Source organism: Anabaena sp. UHCC 0451, assembly GCF_034931405.1.
In the GTDB taxonomy this organism is placed as follows: Bacteria; Cyanobacteriota; Cyanobacteriia; order Cyanobacteriales; family Nostocaceae; genus RDYJ01.
In genome coordinates this window covers 48,818-69,523 of sequence record NZ_JAYGHA010000031.1, presented here as the reverse complement: position 1 = coordinate 69,523, position 20,706 = coordinate 48,818, and the positions used below count along the sequence as shown (strand labels likewise).

At 36.7% G+C, this 20,706-nt stretch carries 30 protein-coding genes; 16 read left to right on the top strand and 14 right to left on the bottom strand.

The genetic code is table 11. The annotated features are described in order from the left end of the window. Positions 1-21 precede the first annotated feature (21 nt). The 5 genes from VB694_RS20090 to VB694_RS20070 form a co-directional block, all read right to left on the bottom strand. On the bottom strand, positions 22-954 hold the full coding sequence (locus tag VB694_RS20090; RefSeq protein WP_323362105.1) for an ATP-binding protein: 933 nt from the start codon (positions 952-954) through the stop codon (positions 22-24). Between the two features lie 17 nt (positions 955-971). After that, a complete protein-coding gene (locus tag VB694_RS20085; RefSeq protein ID WP_323362104.1) occupies positions 972-1,541 on the bottom strand; it encodes a DNA-binding protein in 570 nt (189 codons plus the stop codon). A 129-nt stretch (positions 1,542-1,670) separates the two neighbouring features. Beyond that, positions 1,671-1,970, bottom strand: coding sequence for a hypothetical protein (locus VB694_RS20080; protein ID WP_323362103.1), 300 nt, complete (start codon positions 1,968-1,970; stop codon positions 1,671-1,673). A 239-nt stretch (positions 1,971-2,209) separates the two neighbouring features. Then, positions 2,210-2,554, bottom strand: a complete 345-nt coding sequence (locus tag VB694_RS20075; RefSeq protein ID WP_323362102.1) for a CopG family transcriptional regulator — start codon at positions 2,552-2,554, stop codon at positions 2,210-2,212. Then, positions 2,551-3,192, bottom strand: coding sequence for an AAA family ATPase (locus tag VB694_RS20070; RefSeq protein WP_323362101.1), 642 nt, complete (start codon positions 3,190-3,192; stop codon positions 2,551-2,553). Before VB694_RS20070 ends, VB694_RS20075 begins: the two co-directional genes overlap by 4 nt. A gap of 198 nt (positions 3,193-3,390) precedes the next feature. Here VB694_RS20070 and VB694_RS20065 point away from each other — a divergent pair, with 198 nt between their 5' ends. The 4 genes from VB694_RS20065 (at position 3,391) to VB694_RS20050 (ending at position 4,922) form a co-directional block, all read left to right on the top strand. Beyond that, positions 3,391-3,945, top strand: coding sequence for a GIY-YIG nuclease family protein (locus VB694_RS20065; protein ID WP_323362100.1), 555 nt, complete (start codon positions 3,391-3,393; stop codon positions 3,943-3,945). A gap of 120 nt (positions 3,946-4,065) precedes the next feature. Next, positions 4,066-4,263: a hypothetical protein gene (locus VB694_RS20060; protein WP_323362099.1), complete on the top strand. Its 198-nt coding sequence runs from the start codon at positions 4,066-4,068 to the stop codon at positions 4,261-4,263. 28 nt (positions 4,264-4,291) lie between these two features. Next, positions 4,292-4,537, top strand: coding sequence for a hypothetical protein (locus tag VB694_RS20055; RefSeq protein WP_323362098.1), 246 nt, complete (start codon positions 4,292-4,294; stop codon positions 4,535-4,537). Positions 4,538-4,604: 67 nt separating this feature from the next. Further along, positions 4,605-4,922, top strand: a complete 318-nt coding sequence (locus tag VB694_RS20050) for a hypothetical protein (RefSeq protein ID WP_323362097.1) — start codon at positions 4,605-4,607, stop codon at positions 4,920-4,922. Positions 4,923-5,338: 416 nt separating this feature from the next. Here VB694_RS20050 and VB694_RS20045 read toward each other — a convergent pair whose 3' ends face one another. After that, on the bottom strand, positions 5,339-6,037 hold the full coding sequence (locus tag VB694_RS20045; RefSeq protein ID WP_323362096.1) for a hypothetical protein: 699 nt from the start codon (positions 6,035-6,037) through the stop codon (positions 5,339-5,341). A 198-nt stretch (positions 6,038-6,235) separates the two neighbouring features. On the opposite strand from VB694_RS20045, the gene VB694_RS20040 reads away from it, so the two are divergent. From VB694_RS20040 to VB694_RS19990, 11 genes are all read left to right on the top strand, one after another. Further along, positions 6,236-6,508, top strand: a complete 273-nt coding sequence (locus VB694_RS20040; protein WP_323362095.1) for a hypothetical protein — start codon at positions 6,236-6,238, stop codon at positions 6,506-6,508. Then, positions 6,486-6,665 (top strand): GIY-YIG nuclease family protein, encoded by a 180-nt coding sequence (locus VB694_RS20035; protein WP_323362094.1) that lies wholly within the window; start codon positions 6,486-6,488, stop codon positions 6,663-6,665. Before VB694_RS20040 ends, VB694_RS20035 begins: the two co-directional genes overlap by 23 nt. Beyond that, complete coding sequence (locus VB694_RS20030) at positions 6,666-7,049, top strand: hypothetical protein (protein ID WP_323362093.1); 384 nt, start codon at positions 6,666-6,668, stop codon at positions 7,047-7,049. An 81-nt stretch (positions 7,050-7,130) separates the two neighbouring features. Continuing rightward, the gene (locus VB694_RS20025) at positions 7,131-8,444 is read left to right on the top strand and encodes an IS1096 element passenger TnpR family protein (RefSeq protein WP_323362092.1); all 1,314 of its coding nucleotides are present in this window, start codon (positions 7,131-7,133) and stop codon (positions 8,442-8,444) included. Between the two features lie 73 nt (positions 8,445-8,517). Next, positions 8,518-10,746: an ATP-dependent RecD-like DNA helicase gene (locus tag VB694_RS20020; RefSeq protein ID WP_323362091.1), complete on the top strand. Its 2,229-nt coding sequence runs from the start codon at positions 8,518-8,520 to the stop codon at positions 10,744-10,746. 37 nt (positions 10,747-10,783) lie between these two features. After that, positions 10,784-11,116 (top strand): hypothetical protein, encoded by a 333-nt coding sequence (locus VB694_RS20015; RefSeq protein ID WP_323362090.1) that lies wholly within the window; start codon positions 10,784-10,786, stop codon positions 11,114-11,116. Between the two features lie 33 nt (positions 11,117-11,149). Then, positions 11,150-11,470 (top strand): hypothetical protein, encoded by a 321-nt coding sequence (locus VB694_RS20010; protein WP_323362089.1) that lies wholly within the window; start codon positions 11,150-11,152, stop codon positions 11,468-11,470. 21 nt (positions 11,471-11,491) lie between these two features. After that, positions 11,492-11,890: an integrase gene (locus tag VB694_RS20005; RefSeq protein ID WP_323362088.1), complete on the top strand. Its 399-nt coding sequence runs from the start codon at positions 11,492-11,494 to the stop codon at positions 11,888-11,890. An 8-nt stretch (positions 11,891-11,898) separates the two neighbouring features. Next, a complete protein-coding gene (locus VB694_RS20000; RefSeq protein ID WP_323362087.1) occupies positions 11,899-12,126 on the top strand; it encodes a hypothetical protein in 228 nt (75 codons plus the stop codon). Next, positions 12,127-12,915: a hypothetical protein gene (locus tag VB694_RS19995; RefSeq protein ID WP_323362086.1), complete on the top strand. Its 789-nt coding sequence runs from the start codon at positions 12,127-12,129 to the stop codon at positions 12,913-12,915. A 347-nt stretch (positions 12,916-13,262) separates the two neighbouring features. Next, on the top strand, positions 13,263-14,420 hold the full coding sequence (locus VB694_RS19990; protein ID WP_323362085.1) for a hypothetical protein: 1,158 nt from the start codon (positions 13,263-13,265) through the stop codon (positions 14,418-14,420). A 54-nt stretch (positions 14,421-14,474) separates the two neighbouring features. On the opposite strand, the gene VB694_RS19985 is transcribed toward VB694_RS19990, so the two are convergent. Continuing rightward, positions 14,475-14,681, bottom strand: a complete 207-nt coding sequence (locus VB694_RS19985; RefSeq protein WP_323362084.1) for a hypothetical protein — start codon at positions 14,679-14,681, stop codon at positions 14,475-14,477. 333 nt (positions 14,682-15,014) lie between these two features. Between VB694_RS19985 and VB694_RS19980 the strand changes: the two genes are divergently transcribed. After that, positions 15,015-15,992, top strand: a complete 978-nt coding sequence (locus tag VB694_RS19980) for a CAP domain-containing protein (RefSeq protein WP_323362083.1) — start codon at positions 15,015-15,017, stop codon at positions 15,990-15,992. Between the two features lie 253 nt (positions 15,993-16,245). Here VB694_RS19980 and VB694_RS19975 read toward each other — a convergent pair whose 3' ends face one another. The 7 genes from VB694_RS19975 to VB694_RS19945 form a co-directional block, all read right to left on the bottom strand. Beyond that, entirely contained in the window at positions 16,246-16,680 is a 435-nt protein-coding gene (locus VB694_RS19975; RefSeq protein WP_323362082.1) for a cupin, read from the bottom strand. A gap of 449 nt (positions 16,681-17,129) precedes the next feature. Next, complete coding sequence (locus VB694_RS19970; RefSeq protein ID WP_323362081.1) at positions 17,130-17,678, bottom strand: GNAT family N-acetyltransferase; 549 nt, start codon at positions 17,676-17,678, stop codon at positions 17,130-17,132. A 139-nt stretch (positions 17,679-17,817) separates the two neighbouring features. Continuing rightward, positions 17,818-18,276 (bottom strand): ester cyclase, encoded by a 459-nt coding sequence (locus tag VB694_RS19965; protein ID WP_323362080.1) that lies wholly within the window; start codon positions 18,274-18,276, stop codon positions 17,818-17,820. Between the two features lie 44 nt (positions 18,277-18,320). After that, positions 18,321-18,653 carry a divalent-cation tolerance protein CutA gene (gene cutA, locus VB694_RS19960; RefSeq protein ID WP_323362079.1) on the bottom strand — a complete coding sequence of 111 codons (333 nt, stop codon included), beginning with the start codon at positions 18,651-18,653 and terminating at the stop codon, positions 18,321-18,323. Positions 18,654-18,800: 147 nt separating this feature from the next. Continuing rightward, positions 18,801-19,571 carry a DUF559 domain-containing protein gene (locus VB694_RS19955; RefSeq protein ID WP_323362078.1) on the bottom strand — a complete coding sequence of 257 codons (771 nt, stop codon included), beginning with the start codon at positions 19,569-19,571 and terminating at the stop codon, positions 18,801-18,803. Positions 19,572-19,647: 76 nt separating this feature from the next. Further along, the gene (locus VB694_RS19950; RefSeq protein ID WP_323362077.1) at positions 19,648-19,941 is read right to left on the bottom strand and encodes a hypothetical protein; all 294 of its coding nucleotides are present in this window, start codon (positions 19,939-19,941) and stop codon (positions 19,648-19,650) included. Positions 19,942-20,041: 100 nt separating this feature from the next. Further along, entirely contained in the window at positions 20,042-20,506 is a 465-nt protein-coding gene (locus tag VB694_RS19945; protein WP_323362076.1) for a hypothetical protein, read from the bottom strand. Positions 20,507-20,706: the final 200 nt, after the last annotated feature.

Genomic DNA, 20,706 nt, shown 5'->3' with positions numbered 1-20,706 from the left:
AATATTTAAGTTTGTTCCTAATCATCTAATTCTTCTTTCCTCCTGTGGCAAACTATAGAGCAGTCGGGAAAGTCCTAAGAATATGGCCGCTGCAATGCCACCAAATATATATAGTGCTTGATCACCAGTTCCCAAACCAATAAACCGCATAATTACGAAAATTACACCCACCACTAAAATTAATGGTGTGATATCGAAGTAACGACGATGATCCGCACCTTCAATATCTAACCCTAAATATTCTTCCTCAATTGCTCTAATAGCCAGCATCGGATTACCCCCGGCTCGCTCTTGTAATTTAGATAAATCTGCTGCTGATAAATCAATCATTCTCTCCTGCGCTGCGCTCCTCATTATTTCCCTAATTGCCTTTTCTGGTAATGGTCTTAGTTCAATTCTGGGAATGTTGATGAAAATATCAGAACGTGGTGGATCTGTGGCCAAAACTAGCATCGGTACACCTTTACGGCGCAACTGTTTTAGCCAAATTCTAAACTTCATATCACAACTTTGGGCATCATCGAGAATGATAAATGCTGTGTTTTCCCCTAAGAATTGGGCGATCGCTCTCTTAAGTTTGTCCACAGTTAATGATTTACCCTCTAAATCTTCAGTGGCAACTTCAAACTGTTGAGCAATTTCTATCAGCATTTGCTTGGGCGTGGTTGGTTCGATGAAGGCCACTAAAAATCCATCACAATTCAATCTTTCTACAACGGCACTACCAAGAATTGATTTACCGCTCCCCTCTTCACCCACTATCAAAATTGCACCATTAGCCAGTAATGATGCTGTAGTTCGGTTAAGTTCGGCTTGTCTATAAATGGTAAATTCCCCCGGCGCTGTTTCCTCCTCTGTTTCATTCTTAGGGGAAACTTTAGGAAGCTGTGGAAATAGTGAGAATAGAACTATGGCTGAACTAATTGGATTGAACGAACTTATTGCTAATAACAATCCTTTTAAGAGCAAAACTAACCAACCAGTTCTAGATCGTCTTGTTGTTTGTTGATTTTCCTCATTGCTAAATTGATTAAATTCTGGGAATTGTAGGCGCTCTTGTTGATTGCGCTGCGCGATTGCAAAAAACCTTCTCGCATTTCCTCTACTTTGACTTTTAAATCAGACGGTAATTGATCAGGGTTTTGGTAAAAGTGCAAGGCTACAGCCTCCTGAGCAATTAATAATCCTGTGGCTTTTTCTGCTCCACTGCGGACAATATGATTTAAATCACCATCAGGAATAAAGTCAGTATTTACAGTAGCGTTTATTTCTTGTGGTATTTCGGTTATTTCGGATTCTTCACTTTTGACAATACCTGATTGTGTACTCTCATCTATATTATTATCGTCATTTTGCTGTACCAATTTCTGTTTATTAAGCTCTTTCCATTCGGACACAAGGGGGCTAATGTGAGTATGACTTCCACCCCCTAATTTCTCCCGTACAATATCACGGTTGATTTTTTCATTATTTTTATATAGATTTTCACAAATTTCAAAAACTTTTTCCTTTAAATTCTGTTCCTGATTTGTACTTTCCATAGTTTTGTTTAAAAAATTTTTACTATCGTACATTATTAGTATTAATTTATGTAACCGCAATTGTACACAGACGGTATAAAAAAAAGCGACATTGTACACGTCACTTTAAATTCTTGGGGGAAATTTATACTAAGGTTTTGGAGGTTGTAATATTTCTTGAATACGTGAATCCTCTAGCAAATTTTCACTTACTATAGGCTCTTTCAATAGTTTGACAAGATTCTCACTTATGTAATTAACGGATTCATCAAATGAATACCCAAATTTCTCACTAGCTTTGAGGACTGCTTCAGTAAATTTGTCTAGTAATTCCACAGAATAAACATTTCCTGTTAAGGGAGAATTACATATTTGGCAGTTATTAGCTACAACATCTTTAAAGTAATTTTCATATCCGCAATTTCCGCAAACTGTTAATTTCCTACTCATCCTAAAACCTCATCAATATAATCTTTTAAATCTTCAAGTCTTATTCTCCATGCTTTACCAACAATCTTGGCTTTTAATTGATTGGTAGCGATCGCCTCCCTTCGTCTCCCTTAATATCCCCCTAGAAAATCCTGTAAGTTGACTGCACTCATCCAAAGTCAAAACTAACATTTTATTGGCAACAACTACCAATTACTTAATTACTGCATTGATTACTTAATTACTGCATTACTGCATTATTATTCTAGTTCCTGGAATGCTTCATCAAGTAAGAGGCGGACAATTTCAGCCTTTTTACGGCCTGTTTTAGCAGCCAGCATAGACAGTTTACGGTGCATAGACTCAGGTAAATCAACGGTCAGTCTAATAATTGGTTCTTTAGAGGTAACTTGTTGTAGTTGAGACATAATTGATGGTTTGCTAGGTTCTGCGGACGGGGGTATAGTTTCTATTTCGGTTGGTGTCGGTTCTGGTATGGCTTGCACTACAGTATCAACCTGGGGCTGTTCCGCTTCGTGTGGTGTAGTGCCATAGACAAATTCACGAGCCAGGGCATCATTAAGGGGTTTACGTTTCTTGGTCATAACAACATCCCCAAAATTTCTGTAAACAATTTTTCATACTCCCGTTGTGATTCCGCTGCCGGACGACCGGACAATCCCCAAATGGTTGTACCTTGACCAAAGGTATCGGCTATTGCTTGTTTTTGGTGAATCACCGTTTTTAACACTGATACTTCTTGGATTTTTGATAGCAGTGCGATCGCTTCGTCTTTCAACTTAGTACCCTTAACAGCACGACTAATAAATACTGCCGCTGTTGGTGAACCGCCCCTAACAGATTGAGCTTGTTTAATTAAGCGAACAGCATCGCTGGCAGATTGCAAATCTAAACCAGTAGGTTGACAGGGAATAATCGCTAAATCAGTCCTGAATAATATCGCCCGACTCGCTTCCGACAAACCGGCAGGTCCATCCACTATTAAATAGTCACATTCATTTGCTAATTGTGGGATTTGCTCTAAAAGCTCATCCGGTGTGTTCAATACCTTTGTACTAATTTCTGACTCCATCAACTTCAACCATACCGAACTACTGCGCTGTGCATCCGCATCTAGTAACCTGACTTTATAATTCTTCTTTGTCAACCAATAGGCTAAATGCACTGCTGAGGTGGACTTTGAGCATCCACCCTTCTGATTTATAAAAGCAATTATTGTCATACTGCATTGATTACTTAATTACTGCATTGATTACTGCATTAATTATATACTGAAAAATGACTAAAATCCTTCAGCTTTAAGTTGAAGTCAGCGATCGCCATCAGGTACTTTACTTTGAGCGATCGCCACCCCTACCAGCTTTTCTAATTTCCCTCAAGAAAAATCTGCGATAATCAACTGGTGGTTATGTGCGGTCAGATGGAACAGTTAAGTTTATTTTCCCAACAGGAACACCAAACAAAAGGGGTAAGGAAAGAAGGGTTGGTAATGGATGCCCAAGCTTTAGAGCAGTGGAAATCACGGTTATTTACTTACCAGCAGCGCATCAGAAACAGTCAAGCACCACAGCAGGTAACTTTGTTTGATGTTGCACCCTCTCACTGTAACCCCGACGCTATTGATCCATTTAAACTACAATTACAATCAATGGCCTTCTACAGAATGCCCGATGATTACGGACAAGCAGCCCTGTATTTTATCATTGATAGTGCATCTGAATTATTGCTATATATTGGTGAAACTAAACACAGTAATAAACGGTGGAAGGGGGTTCATGATTGTAAGAATTATCTTGAAAACTATCAGGAATTACATCACCGTTATCAAATGCCAACAGCAGTGAATATTGGTTTTTGGTGGGATGCCCCAACTGATAGAAAACCACGTCAAGATTTAGAACAAGCAATGATTCAAAAATGGCGCAGTCCATTCAACAAAGAGATGTGGGAACTATGGGGTCAACCGTTTAAATAAATTCTTGGGGGAAACTGGAGAACGATAGCGTCAGCACTCCGAAGGAATTGTTTTCTAGTCACAACGGTTAAATGTTATCCTAAATCTGTAAACCACTATTAGGATTTTGAATTTAATTGTATGCCAGGTAGAAAAAAGCTAGAGCGTTATAGTTTACACGCTAGAGTCGCTCTAAATACTAACGACAAACTCAAGGAAATAGCTTATAAATTAGGCTATGTCTATAATGAAGAAGGATCAACTGGACAACTTTTAGATGCGATCGCTGATGGTGAAATTATTTTAATTGCTGGTAATAAATCTGCTAAAAGTAGTTGAAAATTTAGAATAACTGGGTTACACTTTTATGATAAGGGATGAAAAAAATACCCCTTGTCAGGAGGTGATAAAAATAGTTCAGTCTAGTGATAACGGAAACAGCAACGGCAACGGACAGAAGGAATATAATCCTGAAGTTGAGTTTGAATACCTAGATTCTGATGTTTGGATTGAGACTGATGATCAAGGTAACAGAACTGTTGCTTATACTGAAGATGTTCAAGAAGCCTTGGAGGAAGGTGAAGAACCGGAATCTGGCAACTCTAGCAACTAAGTAACTGATTAGCCCCTAGCTCGCAACTGGGGGCTTTCCTCACCATCTCTAACTTAAATATTAACCTATGTCTACTATTATTCATCCATCAAATTACCTAATTGTTGAGCGTGAAGCAACTGCCTGGATTTTTAAACCAGGGGATAAAGTTTTTTATAATGCTACTAATAAACCAGTTAATCTTGGATTAGAAAGCAGGTTAGAAAAATTTGGTTTAAGTACAGAAACAATCATGATTGAAATGTTTCGGATTAATGGCGGAAAAGCTGGCTACTACCTAACAAATCTCCGCAAAAAACAATACTACTACTGTGGAACTGAATGGCAAGATGTAAAACTCAAGTTGAGAGAATTTGGTATTGGTCTTGATGATCCTGAAGTTTAATATTTTTGGGATTCAAAAATTTAGTAGGGGCGATCGCTTATTTGAATGCAACACCCAAGCCGAGATATGTGAATTTTCCGGCAAGATGGTCTGGAAACCCTTGCTATATCTGCATTTTAGCCTTAGCGTACAATTTTCCCTTTTTGGTTCGCAGCGATTATTGTTTAAACTTTTCCTCGCTTGTATTTTGTAAGTTGGGTTTCCTAGCGTTAGTGCAGCTTACCGTAGGCGATCTCGCAATCGTCCCAAACATCCTTGAACTTTTCCCCTAAGAATTTTGTCTGACTAGGGTTTTCTTATGGCGATAGCGTTCGCGGTAGCGTCTCGAAGAGATAGCTTTCCGTAGCGATCGCAATCGTCCCAAACATCCATAAACTTTTCGCCGCTTATATCCCCAAATCCCCAGAGTTCACCATTTAATTAAAATCATCACGTCGTAAGTCCCAAGGTAAAGAGCGTCTGCTTTGTTTTAAAATTGACTCATACCCTTCAGGGGATAACCAAGACCCATCCTCTAACTGTACATAATCATTTGGCACTTGTTCCGGTGGTGTAGATGCAGGTAAAGTCCAGGGGCGTTTGGGTTTCATGCCGGGTACTGATTGCAGCTGCTCTTGGATTTGGTTTAGTTGTTGGGTAATGGGAATCAGGGATGTTTCGATAGCGGTGGTGATTATGGTAGATAATTCTTCTTGGTTTATCAATCCCGAAGTTAACTTTGTTGGGGAGTAACCAGTTTGCGACCAGATGAATACCCTTAACCCAGCTTTGGCAATCATGCGATAATTGTTTACCGCTATTTGTTTGCCCTTATACTTCCGTGCTTCAAGTGCATAGTATTCCAAAACCGCATGACAAACTTCGTCAATAATGAACACCTTGCCGGAGGGGTCATTCGTGATGAGTCTCCAATCACTACCAACAAAGGGTTTTAGACATTCTACAAGCTCATTCGTGATAGGGTCAGAATCCCTAAGACGGTTTAAGAACTGGGTAACAGTATGCTGTTCTGTTCCGCAAAATTGAGCTAAAGCTGTTACACTCATCCCACTGACACCATCGCTAAAACGGGTGCAGTAACTTTGGTTTTCGTCTCTAATTTCTATCCGTGTCATAATGAAATCAACCTTTTACTACTAGGTTTATAAGGCGATCGCTCTCCCGCCAAGAAGTTGCGATTCCTGCGGAGAGCTTCGCTATCGCCTTTGTTATAACTATTATCTATAATTTTATGTTTTTTGTACAGATAAAATACACAAAAAGCTGTATGATAAGAAAAAGCTGATGTATTTTGCTTTAATAAAAGCGTAAATATGACAATAGCTATTGTGGGAAGACCAAGAAGAAACCGACCAACTGACCGTGTTAATTACAAACTTGATAGGGAAATCAGAGAAATTTTGTCACGAATAGCCGAGCGTCAAGGTCGGACAGAGGGCGCACAGGTCGAGCAAATGATTTTGTTTTATGAAGCCTGTCAGCGTCTTAATCATGAAGGTGAATCCATCACAATGGATGCCATTAACGCCAAAGTTAACCAGATATGGGATGAATTAATAGCTAATGAAGAATCCAACAGAGATTAATCTTGCATCGCTGCCTTGGCTTCCCCTAGCTGCAAAAACAGCTTTCCCTAAAAATCCAGCAATATACTTTGCTATTGACTCTACAGATACAATTCAGTATATTGGCCGTTCAGTTAACCCTAGAGCTAGATGGCAAAATCATCATAAATATGAATAATTGGAGTCAATAGGAAATATACGTATTGCTTACCTTTTTGTTGACTCACCGGATTTATTACCAGAAATTGAAACAGCATTAATTGAATGGTTTGATCCACCACTAAATGTTGTTGGTAAAAAACCAAAGATTGCAGAAAACAATGATCCAGAAAAGTATCAAGATAAACCTAAGTATGTTGACCTTTCTGGTTATTGGACAGAAGACAAAAACATATCTATTCAAAAAGCTAAGGAAATGACGGGTTTAGACAAAAGAACTCTGTCATCTGCCAAAAAGGGACAGTTAGATCGTGGACATTTTGAAACTCTATTTAAACTCAGAGATTTGGCTTCTGAACTTGCGGGTAAACCCCTAACATTAGAAGAAATTTTTAGTAAATAGTGATGGGCTAAATATCGAAAAGTTTGAAACTATCCTGCAAATAAAAACTCGTAGTTGAATAAATTTCTTTTCTCAAATCAGATGGATAAACTATTTTCTATCATTCCCAATAAAATCCGAGATAAACTACCACTAACGGCAGATAAAAAACAACTACTTCAACAACAAATTATTAGTCAACAGATCCCAGGCACAATTTTAAAAGATTTTCAAACTATTTTAGAATTTCTCCAACCCGATGGCGTTGAAGTTAGTAGCACTCATCACCAATTCTCCCTTAAATACCTCCAGCAACTTAACTCTCAATTAAGTTTTCCCATAGACATTAATTTTAAACGTCCTGTCCAAAAATCTTACCCTTATATTCACGGTCTTTATTTCCTTCTCCGCGCTTCTGGACTATCTCAACTAATTACCACAGGTAAAAAACCTAAATTAGTTTTAGACCCGAAAATTCTGCAAATTTGGCAGAATCTTAACCCCACAGAACAATATTTTACACTATTAGAATCTTGGTTAGTTTGGGGAGATAATAAACTATTAGGTGACGAAAGAGATATGTTTGACCAAGCATATCGCTGTTTATTATTTTGGGAAGATATGCCAGAAGCAGGATTAAAATTTAGTAATTACTCAGAACAAGATAAATTAGGTTATTTCCCTGGGTTTCATAATCTCGCTCTTTTGCATTTATTTGGTTTAATTGAACTAACATCAGGACAACCACAACCCGCTAAAGGCTGGCGATTTACTGATGTTAAACCTTTGCCTTTGGGTAATGCAATTATGGCTATATTAATAGAAAGCCGTACAAATATCCAAATAGAAGATTATGCCAAATTTCGGTTAGATTTTAGGATAGCTTTTGATACTTTAAAACCTTATTTTCAACCCTATTTCCCTGAATGGTCACAAACTTTAGTGATTGCAGAAGGCGGTTTTACTGAAGGTATTTATATATTTAAAGTCACTTTACAGGATGTTTGGCGACGCATTGCTATTCCTAGTCATTGGAATTTAGATGAAGTAGCTACAGCAATTGCCGAAGCTTTTGATTTTGACACAGAACACCTGTATAGATTTATCTACCAAGACCGCACAGGCAGAATTCTTGAATTTGACCATCCTGAATTAGAATTTAACCCTGATACTAGTGATTTTCGTTTAGGTGATTTATCCCTAGAAATAGAAAATCATTTACAATTTATCTTTGATTTACGGAATGAATGGGAATTTGATTTATATCTAGAAAAAATTGACACTGATCATGGGGAAATACAAGAATCACAAGTTTTAGAATCTCATGGTCAACCTCCAGAACAAGAAGAGGAATATATAGTATGTTTTATAGAAGATGAATGGACGATAGAGTTGAAAAAACCTGATGATGATTAAAGTTAAATAGATTGGTCAAAAAATGGTTTTAATATATTACTTTTTCATGGTTATACCATAATTTAAGCGAACAATGTCCACTGTACCAAACCCGACTTCCCAACAAATTAATGCTTCTGTTCCCCAAGAAACAATTACGGGAGTAGTAGAACGACTCACTTTTTACTCAGAGGAGTCTGGTTACACAGTGGCACGCTTAACTCGCTCTAGTATCAAAGATTTAACAACTATTGTCGGCAGCTTTGCTAATATTCAACCCGGACAAACACTACAACTAACAGGTTTTTGGCGTGAACATCCCCAATATGGACCACAATTTCAGGTAATCAATTATAAAGAAACTAAACCAGCTACACTTACGGGTATTGAAAAATATTTGGGCAGTGGATTAATTAAAGGTGTGGGTCCCGTCACTGCAAAAAGGATTGTTGCCCATTTTGGAGTAGAAACCCTAGAAATCATTGAAAATCAAATTGACCGTTTAATTGAAGTTAACGGCATCGCCAAAAAACGGATTAAGCTTATACAAACTGCCTGGGAGACTCAAAAAGCTATTAAAGAAGTAATGGTGTTTCTGCAAGGTCATGGCGTTTCTACTATCTATGCAGTCAAAATTTATAAACAGTATGGCGATAAAGCGATCGCTATTGTCACCAATAATCCCTACCAATTAGCGACTGACATCTATGGTATTGGTTTTCTCACTGCTGATAAAATAGCCCGTAATTTAGGAGTTGCACCTGATTCCCAGTTTCGTTACTGTGCCGGACTTGTTCATGCTTTGAGTGAAGCCGCAGAAGATGGTCATTGTTACCTACCACAGCCAGAACTAATTGAATCGGTAATTAAACTGCTGACTACTGAATCTCATGAACCAACCAAGGAAGCGATCGCTCAAACTATCGCGGACATGGCTTTGAAAGATGAGTTAATCAGAGAACAGGATGGAGATACATTACTTTGCTACAAACCTACCTATTATTATACAGAGAAAAACTTAGCAGAACTTATACATGAACGTTTGAATAAACCTGTTACTACTGATATTCCCCGTGTTCGTGCTTGGCTAGAAAGATTTACACAAAGTCAAAAAATTGAACTTTCCCAACAGCAACAGGAAGCTGTAGAAATGGCCGCTTATTCCCCGATCATGATTCTTACAGGGGGTCCAGGAGTCGGCAAAACTTTCACTACCCATACCATAGTCAGTTTATGGAAGGCCATGGGTAAATCCATTGCTTTAGCTGCACCAACGGGAAGGGCAGCACAACGTTTGGCGGAAATGACTGGTTTAGAAGCAAAAACCATACATCGTTTATTGGAATTTGACCCCAGGAGTAGAGGTTTTAAAGCCGATAGTGATAATCCGTTACCTCAAACTGCAATTATTGTTGATGAAGCCAGTATGTTAGATTTGTTTTTAGCATACGCCTTAGTCAAAGCAGTTTGCGCCGGCGCACAACTTTTATTGGTAGGAGATATTGACCAGTTACCGTCAGTAGGACCAGGTAGTATCCTTGCTGATTTGATAAATTCTGGCAGAGTCCCAGTGGTGCGATTAACTCAGGTATTTCGTCAGGCTCAACAGAGTGCAATTATTACTGCTGCTCATCAAATTAACCGGGGTCAGTATCCCACAATCGAACCAATCAATAATTCCCCAGTTTCTGACTGTTTGTGGCATGGAGGGGGATTTGAAGCAGAACACGGTGTACAAACAATTTGTGAATTAATTACAGACTTAATTCCAAAATTAGGATTTAACCCCGCTACCGATGTACAAGTGCTTTGTCCGATGTCAAGGGGATTGGTAGGTACTCGCAATCTAAATACTGTATTGCAGGAATTAATTAATCCTAAAAGTCCCGATAAAGTGGAAATTACCAGGGGTGGGATGACATTACGGGTAGGTGACAGAATAATTCAGCAGACTAACGATTATCAAAGGGAAGTGTTTAATGGTGATTTGGGCATTATCACTGCGATCGACACAGTTGAACAAGAAGTAAATGTGCAGTATGGCGAACGTTCAGTAGTTTATGATTATGCCGACTTGAATGAAATTACTCTAGCGTGGAGTGTTTCTATTCATAAAAGTCAAGGCTCTGAGTACCCGGTGGTGATTTTGCCTTTGTATATGCAACATTATATGATGCTTACTCGGAATCTACTTTATACAGGTTTAACTCGTGCTAAAAAATTAGCAATTGTTATTGGGTCAAAAAAAGCTATATCCTTAGCTGTGCGTTCTACTGATGATATGCGACGATATACACGGTTACAGCAAAGGTTGGTATTGTAAATAAATTGAATTCATGTAATGTTAGGAGAGAATACAAATGTATATAAACGAACGTAAAGTAGTAAGAGTCTCTGAATTAAAAACAATTTCTATTCAGTTTCCTCAAGATGTTTATATGTTAGCTTTATGGGTACTTGCTAATGATTTAGCTTACTCTAAGCAACATTCATCTACTTGTCGAACAACAATTCATGGTTTATCAAATAAACTATCTTATTTGACACGAATTGACTTGAAATCTATTAAATCTCAATTTGACGCTGCTGGGTTTTCTGATGAAGCTATTATTGAACCAGATGATAATAACCATCCTAATGATATTTTTCAATTAATCACTGGGGAAGATGAAAAAAATTCACAAAAAAACTGATATAGTAAATGTTTAAATCAGGAGTATAAAATCATGGAATTTACTGGAACTTGGCATATTTATGAAATGTCCAATTGGGATGAAGAATATTTTAATATGGAAGTACAGGCTTATATTAAAATTGATGAAAAAGGAAATGGGGAGTTTCAATTTGGCTTAGTTACTGGATATATTGATGGTGATGTTGTTAAAGATGGTAACGGTCAAAAATTAGAATTTACTTGGGATGGTAATGATGAAAATGATGAAGCTTCTGGTAGTGGTTGGTTAAAATTCCAAGATAAAAATACCCTCACAGGAAAAATTAAATTTCATTATGGTGATAGTTCTACATTGTTAGCAAAACGTGCTTAATTATCTAAATTACAAGATATTATGAGTGACTTTGATAAAGAAGTAGCCAAAATCCAAAAGTATAATCAACCAATTATAGAAGGGTTTAAAGTATGGCTAGAGAAAGCTAATCTTTCAACTAAAACGATAAAAAACCACATCTTAAATATTGAGTTTTTTGCTGAATATCTTGTTGGCTATGAACCATTGCAAAAACTTGATGAAGCAGATGACCAAGATGTTTATGATTTTCTATTAAATTATTTTCCACATAAAGCAATGTGGGCATCTGAAAGCAGCACTAAATCTTACATGGGTTCTTTTAAAAAGTTTTTCTCCTATATGGTGGAAACTGATAAAATTAGTTCTGAAATAGAAGCTGAAGTTAAAGATACCCTCAAAGAAGGTAAACAGGAATTTCTTGATGCCGTGAGTGAGTAATTACCAAGATGCCAAAAGCTAACAGTTTTGAAGAAAAATATCCTTATCTTAACCGTTTTGTAGAAGAACAAGGTTGGATAGAAATTGGAGACAGAGAATATATTGATTCTTTTGTCAGAGCTTATGATTATGGTGGAACAGTTTATGAAGGTAAAAGTAGTTATCCTACTATAGAACTTGCATTTCAAGATTTGGAGAAACATATTAAAGCCTATTTTGAAGACTTGGGAATCTAAATGGAGTACGCACTATTAACTAAAATCGGTGGTGAACTCATAGAGGCATCAAAGGCTGATTATCAAGATTATTATGGTTTTTTAAAATGCCCCGTATGTAATGAACCTGTGTTTTTAAGAAAAGGTCATTTACGAAACGGTAAAGAAATCACCGCTAGTTTTGTGCATCATAAAGCAGTACCGGAAATTAGCACCTGTGAATTGAGAGTAGGTAAATACAGTCAGGAAGATATTGAAGTTTTTGTAGCTAAAGCCAAAAAGCAACGACTTCAAAAACTAAATATTAGTCTGTGGAAATACTTAAAAACTAATATGGCAGTGAGTTTTAGGGATTATGAAAAATTGAGACATAAAACCAGGAACTACCAACTATTTGCTGATTTATTAGCCTACGGTGATCAATGTATTACTAATAATATTGATTCTATTGTAGAGAACTTGATACCAACTATTGGGGAAATGATTAAAAATCAAGATGATAATATAGGGGTAATCATGAGTATGTTAGACAAATTCAACAGTTTTGTGAATGATTTAAAATCGGATTGGTTATTGCATGAAAAAATCGCCAAAGAATCAGCAGAGTTGTTTTTGTCACCGCAGATGAAGGAAATTAGATATAGGGCATTAACGGTTTTATGCTACCCTGATAATATGAACCTAATGAATAAAGATTTGATTGAATTAAGGATGAACACAGACGAATGGATAAAAATATTTACAAACTATCTTACACTACAAATAGCGTTGATTTTTATTAGCATCAATTGGATAAAATTGTTGTCTTAGTCTTGAATTACAAAACTTTGAGGATATGCGATCGCCTACCACATTAATATTAGTACAGTTGCTCTATCAATAAACAATAAAGACCAACAACCATGTTATTATTAGATTACTGTGGTGTTGAAAATACTGTCATAACATTAATTATTACACTTTTAATACTAAATCAAATATTGATTAGTTAATTATTGATTTAATTATGTCATTTTGACGCAACAAATTAAACTTGACTTTATAACCAACAATATGATTAGAGGCAGGAATATGAACGCCATTTAAAGGATAAAATCAAGATGAATAATGATTTAGTTACTTCTAGTGTATTGAGACCACAAGAGCGGGTTAATAAAATGTCCCAAACAGAATTATCTGTTAAATGGTGGCAATATGTTTATAATATTCCAACACCAGATAATCCTTTCTTTTTTGATGAAAATAATGATCGTCAAGGGGGAAAAGCCCAAACAAATCAAATACCTCCGGTATTCTATGCTGTAGGTAAATTTGGGGAATCAGTAGATATTCCCAGTGATGAAATCATCCGCAATGTTAAACTTGCACCAAATCAGGGATATGAATATTTTTTCATACCATTGATTAATAATCAGTGGGATAATGTTCAATTACCGGGGTTTAGTGACCGACAGATTAAAGGACTTACTCAAGCCGTAGCAGATACAGCACTAGAAAGAAATGGTGGTAATCTTTCTTTATTTATTGATGATGTTGAAATACAAGGATTAGAAAGATATAGACAACAATCTCAGAAGTTTTTCTATAATCTCCCCAATGATAATATTCTGGGTTTGGACAGTCAAATTGTAAGAAATGCCTATGCTGATGGTTTTCATGCAACAATCAAATTAGCTGCGTTATCTCCAGAATCCCATACTTTTGAATTTGGTGGTACTTTCAATCTTAGGAATTTAGATATACCCGATAATTTAAATTTGGAAGATTTAGAAGAAGAATTTAAATCTGCTGAAGAAGTATCACAAAACATTACCTATAATATTTCCTTTGACCTGAATCCTATTAGGGGTACAAATATTAATGATTCTTTGTTTGGTACTTCAGGTTGGGATAAAATTAATGGACGTGCTGGTGATGATTACATTGTTGGTTTAGAAGGTAACGATGATATTTATGGTGGCAGAGGTAATGATATCTTAGTGGGAGTTAATCCTTTTACCAATAAGCCCGGAAAAGGAGAAATTGACATTTTAAATGGGGGTGTAGGTCAAGATACTTTTGTGTTAGGAAATGAGCAAAATGTATTTTATAGAGGTAATAGATTAGAAGACTACGCTATTATCAGGGATTTTAACACAGAAGACAAAATCCAACTTTATGGCAATCGTCGCTTGTATGAATTAGACACAAATTATTCCCTTGGAAATAAAGAAGGAACAGCAATTTTCTTGAGAAATACCACCGAACTTATTGGGTTTGTTGAAAATGTTACTAACTTAAATTTAGTTACCAACGATTTTAGTTTTGTTTCCTAGTTTGTTGTTTGTTAGTCTGGGTATCATAGAAATTCTCTTGGGGTAAATTTACTCTTAATCTTCCCACACCTGCATAAATTGTTCCCAATCTTCATCGGTTTCAGGGGGTTTTTGCTGCACCAGTCCCACAATACGCGATAACTTCCTGGCCTGTTGTTGAGTTTCACCCAATTCAATTAACTCTAATTCAAGGTGAGGATTATAACCCTGTGCTACTAATTCGGCATATTCCGTGTCTGCCATGTTGAGGTCGTGGATCATGGGTTTCCCCTAAGAATTTGGTAGGTGTGGTTTATGGGCGATTCCTGCGGAGCGCTTCGCTATCGCTCCTATCATAGTTTCCCTCAAGAATGAGGTGTGATGTTGACGGGGTGCGATCGCGATTACGCTCGCCGTAGGCATCGCTAACTAAAATGCTCAAAAATTATTAAACACTTACTCAATTGCCTCAAAGTGTCTGAGACGATAATTTTCTATAATACTTATATTATTCTATACTTTTTATAAGCAATTAGCAATGTAATATTTATCATCAAACACTTCATGTAAGTGTATCCTGAATATCAGGTTATCTATTGAAGTGTGAAGTAATTTATGAATAAAATGCGTTCATTTATCTGTAGAGCGGTTGGTTTTGGTACTGTTGTATCTGTGATATGTTTTAATACTAATACAGCATTAAATCCCAAATTATCATCTACGACGATTGCAGCTACTCCAGCTAAGACCCTAGCTCAAAATACCTCTCAGTGTTCCAAAGAGGGAAACAGACAAGCCAGGATAACATTTATTAATGACACTAATCGTCAAGTTGATATTTATTGGGTGAATTACCAATGTGAGGAAGTTAAGTATTATACTCTCCGTCCAGGACAATCTTACAGACAACGGACTTATATAACTCATCCTTGGCGTGTTCGTGACTCACAAACAGGCAGAATACTAAATGAAGCAGTGACTAGACGTGGAAATTCACAGTTCAGAGTTTCCAGTTCCCAAACTCCACCAAATTCACAGCCTACTAATAGTAATAATACTGTTACTGCTAATAATCAGCAAGAATGTAATGGTCAGCAAATTGTCACTTCTAGATCCTGTGTTGGAGATGGTCTAGATTCTGAAGAACAGCGTTTATACAATTTAGTCAATCAGTATCGCGCCCAAAATGGTCTACCTGCAATTCCCTTTTCTTCATCTTTAACTTTGGTGGCCAATCGTCATGTGCAAGACTTACAAAAGAATATTAAAACACTAACACACGGTTGGAGTAATTGTCCTTATAATGCCTCTAACCGAGCAACCTATGATTGTATGTGGAAAGCTCCCCAGCGTTTTGGAACTCCCTACCCTGGTAATGGTTACGAAAATGCTCATGGTGGTTCAGGAGGATACAAAGCTAGTGCAAATTCCGCTTTAGAGTCTTGGAAAACCAGCAGCGCCCATAATGCAGTTATCCTTAATCAAGGTATGTGGCAAAATAGACCCTGGCAAGCTTTGGGTATAGGTATTTATGGGGGTTATGCTGTTCTGTGGTTTGGTGAAGAAGTTGACCCTGCTGCATCTTCTCAATAAGTTATAACTGATTTTCTTCTTGCTGGTTAGCCTAATTCTTATAATTCTTAGCTAAACCCGCATTTTTTACAACCGGTGTGCATCTATAAAAATTCAAGATTTGTTTGACTCAGGAATTCGGGCGATCGCTCCACTGACCAAAGCTATCGCTATTCAATAAAGAGGTGTGGGATTTGTGAGGACAACCTTGGCAATGATTCTAGTGGGAAAAAATGGTATTGGGGATTAACAGAGCAATTGTTGATACTATAAATCAATTAGAAAAACTATGTTCTCTAAATAATTGTTTTGCCCAATCTATATCATAAGGTAAAGGAGGTTTCACCGGACGATAATCTTTTTCATCGCTTTGCCCGTGCTGTAAAACAGCATTGACAACTATACAAGGTTCTTGACTAAGATTGATTGCACCATGCAATACCCCTGGAGGAATGGTAATAATTGTTGGTTCTTTTTCACTCAAAAATGTATATTGATATTCACGATTTTGTAAAGTAGTTATTACAATTTGTCCCTTCACCACTAATAACTGATCTGTTTGATGTCTGTGGACAAACATATCATCTATAAAGTTACCAGAAACATGAACCAAGGCAGTTTGATTACTACTAGCTAAAGAGTAAAATGAAACCATGCCCACCCTCATTGAATCTAATTTGCGAATTTCAATTTTTTTACTGCCAGTCATTTTTGCACCTCTTTATTTTCCTAATTGGCGTAAATCTATGGACAGTGCCGTGAGCAACAAATAGCACAAAACCTCAGTTTCTAAGATGACAGAAGATGAGTAAAATCTTTATTCTTTCGTTCTACATTTGTGGTAACTTTTAACAGATAAATTTGATTTAGGTATAGATTATTTCATAGAAACCAATACCTAAAAGTATATTTAGTAACATTAAGAAAAATTAATTAATTTCCAGTGTAAAATCACCACATAGAGGAAATCTTACGCTTCTTCCCACACTTGCATAAATAATTCCCATTCTGTGACTTTACCCATAAGTTTGCCGTCAATAACACTGTAACCCTCATTCTTGCGTCAGCTAATTTTGTTTGAAACTGACTGTTTGGAATCATAAATTTGCCGTAAGTCCAAATTAGAAAGGGAAGCTTTTCCTCTAAACCCTGATATTCCTACAGCCCTACACCCTTATCAATTATGGGTTTGGGCATTATATATTCGATAATATTTAACACCCTACCACTCAAATTAGTGTAACTATATTCTCGGTTTATTTGACCACCTAGTTTTTCGGGAATTCTCCTACTTGCTGTATTTTCTCGAGCTACAGGGTATCTTAAATATTCATAATCTAAATTTTGTTCTGCCCATTCTTTTAAAGCTTTAATTACTTCTGTTCCATAACCTTGACCATGTGCTATTTTTTTTAACCAAATACCAGTTTGTGGATGTGGAGTTTGTAGATCATTTATCCCACTACATCCTAAAAATTCCTGGGAATCTTTCTTGAGAATTACAACTATTAAATTCTCTCCTTTTTGCATTTCTAGTAAAGATTGATTAATGAAAAATTCAGTACCCTCAATTTCTTTAGCTGGAGCAGCATATAAATAAGTAGCAATTTTTGGGGTGAATTCCCGAAAAATTTCTTCTTTATATTTGAGTGAAATCGCTTTTATTAATAGACGATCTGTAAATATTTCAAAATGTAAATATTCCATAATCACTCTTAAACAGGTGTGTTGTGTAATACCATATAGTAATGATATCAGTGATTCTTACAAAAGACACTATTTTTACTAATATAGGAGTCCTATATCATAGTTTCCCTCAAGAATTGGGGACTATTTTTACTGCTAATTATGCAAGTGGCATACCGATTTGACGAGCTTGAGATGCAGAATCACGCGCACCCCAGCGACGATGAATTTTACCATCTTGCAGTGTAAACCACTCCATAGCAACTAGCTCGTATTGCTTACCTGTTGATTTATGGCCTCTAAAGTCCCCAATGAATACGCCGCTTTCTGTATAACGCACGGCGACGGTATCACCTTCTGCTATGATTTCTTCTACAGTCAATTTGATGCCAAATGCCTGATGAAGCTCTTGCCAAATAGGTATGACTTTATCTAATTCCCCCCATCCCAAAACACCATACACTAAGGCATCTGGTGTAAATAAACCCTTTAGTGTTTCTAAATCACATCGGTTAAATGCTTCAACGTAACTCAATACAACTTGTTTGTTGGATTCAATGGTCATAATTAATGATGATGGTGTTATTTTGAATAGGCGATCGCAACTCGCCACTATCATAGTTTCCCTCAAGAACGAGGTAAAACAATGAACCTAAATATTAGTTATTTGTTGATATCTGTAGTCTTGGTTTCTGCCATTAGCCAATTCAGGTAATCCTGATTTCCTTGTTCAATTGGTAAAGCCACTATACAAGGCACTTCATAAGAATGCACTGATTTTACTTTCTCCTTGAGTTCTGCAAATAAATCACTGCGGGATTTCATTATTAAAACAGCTTCTTTTTCTACCTGTAATTCACCTTTCCACCAATAAATACTGTCCATGCCGTCAATGATATTTGCACAGGCAGCAAGACGGGCTTCTACTACGGCTTTACCTACTTTAAGGGCTTCAGCACGGTCTTTACAAGTGACGTAAACAAAAATAAATTTCATCTCTATAATTATTAATATTATGTTTGTCTAAATAGTTATTATATCTGCTTTGTATGGTAATTGATATGTTGAACCTCAACTGTATATCACTTGGTTTCCCTCAAGAACACCTGTAAGATGCGATCGCTAAATAGTAAATCATAAACCCTAAAACAGATTGAGAAATTCGGTAACAACATCCATAGGACGGTTATAGCACTCACTAGCATCAAATCTGACAGTCCGAATACCATCACGCAGTAAAACCCTATCCCTGCGGTAGTCCCTGGTTATTTGTGCTGATTGCTGATGATGTACTCCATCAACTTCTAGAATCATACACTTTTGTTTGTAGAATACCAAAAAATCAATTTCTACTCTTTCCTTAGATTGATTATCACTATTAGAAATAGGTAAGTCAGTTAAATCCATATAAGCCCGACTATTAGCAAAGAATAAAATCCGTTGACTGTGTAAGGCGTGAGCTATTCTTACTTCTGTTTTTGACCTAAAATTTAACCCTCCCCATTGAAATTGTGAGTTACTATCATCTGGTGAATTTTGACTTTTAACCAAGTTAAGTTCAATTTTTATATGACTTAATATACTTGGTTTATAATCGTCATTGAAAAACAATTTCCACCAATGTTGTGTAGCGTGTCCGTCTCTTTGATCAGCGTAAGCTAAATGTAAATTGGGCGATAATTCTTTATAGAATCCTGATTTATTTCTGATGCTTAACCAATCACTAATACTTTTTCTAGTATAAGCAGAATTACTGGTTGTATATATTTTTAACATATAATCAATTAGTGCTGTAGTTCTCAATTCAATAAAATACTTTAAGCTAGAACTTTGAACTACAATGGCACTGGCATTTAGATTTTGTTCTTCTCCCGATGGATTAAATTTGGTTAGCGGTTTTTGGGGTTCACTCATGTTTTATCATCTTGGTAGGTTTTCCCTCAAGAATTAGGGGAGGTGGTGACGGGGGCGATCACTCTTTTATAAACTGCTATACAAACCCCTCTTCCAATAACTCAATGCCTTGTGTAGTGATTTTGTGTCTTTGACCAGAACCGCCGACGATTCTGCACCAACTCTCAGTAATCAGAGTTTCTTGTTCCCACCAATAACTAAAACCACCGTACATCCCTGGAATTGGAAACCATTGTTTTTCTTGATTCATGTTAAATTCTAGTTTGGGGAGTTCCAAGTTTTGACTATCAATTAAATCCCTGGCGCGTTGTCTCATTAGTTCATGAAAGTTATTTTCAATTTGTTGTAGGCTTTCTGGTGTCTGGTTCATAAAATAAATATGATGTTGATGATGTTGGGGCGATCGCTAAATTTCCCTCAATAATTTAGTAAGAGCGAACGCATAATTTAATTTCCTCTAAGAACCTGAATTATCGTGGTTTAGGTGCGCCCAAAGCAGCGCGGATTTCTTTGTCTATTTGGGGTGTGGGATCATAGCCAACGTGCAGTACATATTCCCAGTTCCAATATTGATAATTAGTGGGTTTGCACTGACTGAAGATTTTTTTCATCAATTTTAAATCTGATGCTGAAATAGGGAGTTTTGTGTCACCAGCACCAGACATCGTACCTACAATTTTACCGTCTACCTTGACATCCAATGCCCCAACTAATTCACAGATATCGGTGGATATACCATTAAAACAACCACCTGTACCACATTGATTTAAGTTTGTAAAAAGTTCTTTGAGTTGACGTTTGACTTGTGCTACAGACTGTATGGAATTTACTAACTTTTCTCCTTGGGTTTGTTGTGCTAATGCTTGGTTCTGCCAACTCAAGGATAATACTGTAATCACTGCTAATGTTGTGGTCTTTACTAAGATGTTTTTCATGGTTTCCTTTAAGAATTTGGGGGTGCTAAATGTGGGCGATCGCTTCTACTGTTAGTTTGCCTTTCATAATATTAATTAGGTTCGCGTTCGCAATCCATAAGATAAACATGACAATCATATTCTTTTTGATTACAACTGGTAGTTATTATCATTAATATCAGTATTAGGAATGGAGATATTAATTGTTTGATTCTCATTTT

Bases quoted from the DNA above. Each gene is read 5' to 3' on its own strand.
- VB694_RS19965 (WP_323362080.1), bottom strand. From the start codon at position 18,276: ATGATAGTGGCGAGTTGCGATCGCCTATTCAAAATAACACCATCATCA.
- VB694_RS19945 (WP_323362076.1), bottom strand. From the start codon at position 20,506: ATGAAAAACATCTTAGTAAAGACCACAACATTAGCAGTGATTACAGTA.
- VB694_RS20085 (WP_323362104.1), bottom strand. From the start codon at position 1,541: ATGGAAAGTACAAATCAGGAACAGAATTTAAAGGAAAAAGTTTTTGAA.
- VB694_RS20040 (WP_323362095.1), top strand. From the start codon at position 6,236: ATGACAATAGCTATTGTGGGAAGACCAAGAAGAAACCGACCAACTGAC.
- VB694_RS20010 (WP_323362089.1), top strand. From the start codon at position 11,150: ATGGAATTTACTGGAACTTGGCATATTTATGAAATGTCCAATTGGGAT.
- VB694_RS20070 (WP_323362101.1), bottom strand. From the start codon at position 3,192: ATGACAATAATTGCTTTTATAAATCAGAAGGGTGGATGCTCAAAGTCC.
- VB694_RS19980 (WP_323362083.1), top strand. From the start codon at position 15,015: ATGAATAAAATGCGTTCATTTATCTGTAGAGCGGTTGGTTTTGGTACT.
- VB694_RS20015 (WP_323362090.1), top strand. From the start codon at position 10,784: ATGTATATAAACGAACGTAAAGTAGTAAGAGTCTCTGAATTAAAAACA.
- VB694_RS20080 (WP_323362103.1), bottom strand. From the start codon at position 1,970: ATGAGTAGGAAATTAACAGTTTGCGGAAATTGCGGATATGAAAATTAC.
- VB694_RS20035 (WP_323362094.1), top strand. From the start codon at position 6,486: ATGAAGAATCCAACAGAGATTAATCTTGCATCGCTGCCTTGGCTTCCC.
- VB694_RS20055 (WP_323362098.1), top strand. From the start codon at position 4,292: ATGATAAGGGATGAAAAAAATACCCCTTGTCAGGAGGTGATAAAAATA.
- VB694_RS20045 (WP_323362096.1), bottom strand. From the start codon at position 6,037: ATGACACGGATAGAAATTAGAGACGAAAACCAAAGTTACTGCACCCGT.
- VB694_RS19950 (WP_323362077.1), bottom strand. From the start codon at position 19,941: ATGAACCAGACACCAGAAAGCCTACAACAAATTGAAAATAACTTTCAT.
- VB694_RS20060 (WP_323362099.1), top strand. From the start codon at position 4,066: ATGCCAGGTAGAAAAAAGCTAGAGCGTTATAGTTTACACGCTAGAGTC.
- VB694_RS19995 (WP_323362086.1), top strand. From the start codon at position 12,127: ATGGAGTACGCACTATTAACTAAAATCGGTGGTGAACTCATAGAGGCA.
- VB694_RS20065 (WP_323362100.1), top strand. From the start codon at position 3,391: ATGGAACAGTTAAGTTTATTTTCCCAACAGGAACACCAAACAAAAGGG.
- VB694_RS20050 (WP_323362097.1), top strand. From the start codon at position 4,605: ATGTCTACTATTATTCATCCATCAAATTACCTAATTGTTGAGCGTGAA.
- VB694_RS19985 (WP_323362084.1), bottom strand. From the start codon at position 14,681: ATGATCCACGACCTCAACATGGCAGACACGGAATATGCCGAATTAGTA.
- VB694_RS19970 (WP_323362081.1), bottom strand. From the start codon at position 17,678: ATGGAATATTTACATTTTGAAATATTTACAGATCGTCTATTAATAAAA.
- VB694_RS20075 (WP_323362102.1), bottom strand. From the start codon at position 2,554: ATGACCAAGAAACGTAAACCCCTTAATGATGCCCTGGCTCGTGAATTT.
- VB694_RS19990 (WP_323362085.1), top strand. From the start codon at position 13,263: ATGTCCCAAACAGAATTATCTGTTAAATGGTGGCAATATGTTTATAAT.
- VB694_RS19975 (WP_323362082.1), bottom strand. From the start codon at position 16,680: ATGACTGGCAGTAAAAAAATTGAAATTCGCAAATTAGATTCAATGAGG.
- cutA (WP_323362079.1), bottom strand. From the start codon at position 18,653: ATGAAATTTATTTTTGTTTACGTCACTTGTAAAGACCGTGCTGAAGCC.
- VB694_RS19955 (WP_323362078.1), bottom strand. From the start codon at position 19,571: ATGAGTGAACCCCAAAAACCGCTAACCAAATTTAATCCATCGGGAGAA.
- VB694_RS20000 (WP_323362087.1), top strand. From the start codon at position 11,899: ATGCCAAAAGCTAACAGTTTTGAAGAAAAATATCCTTATCTTAACCGT.
- VB694_RS20005 (WP_323362088.1), top strand. From the start codon at position 11,492: ATGAGTGACTTTGATAAAGAAGTAGCCAAAATCCAAAAGTATAATCAA.
- VB694_RS20020 (WP_323362091.1), top strand. From the start codon at position 8,518: ATGTCCACTGTACCAAACCCGACTTCCCAACAAATTAATGCTTCTGTT.
- VB694_RS20025 (WP_323362092.1), top strand. From the start codon at position 7,131: ATGGATAAACTATTTTCTATCATTCCCAATAAAATCCGAGATAAACTA.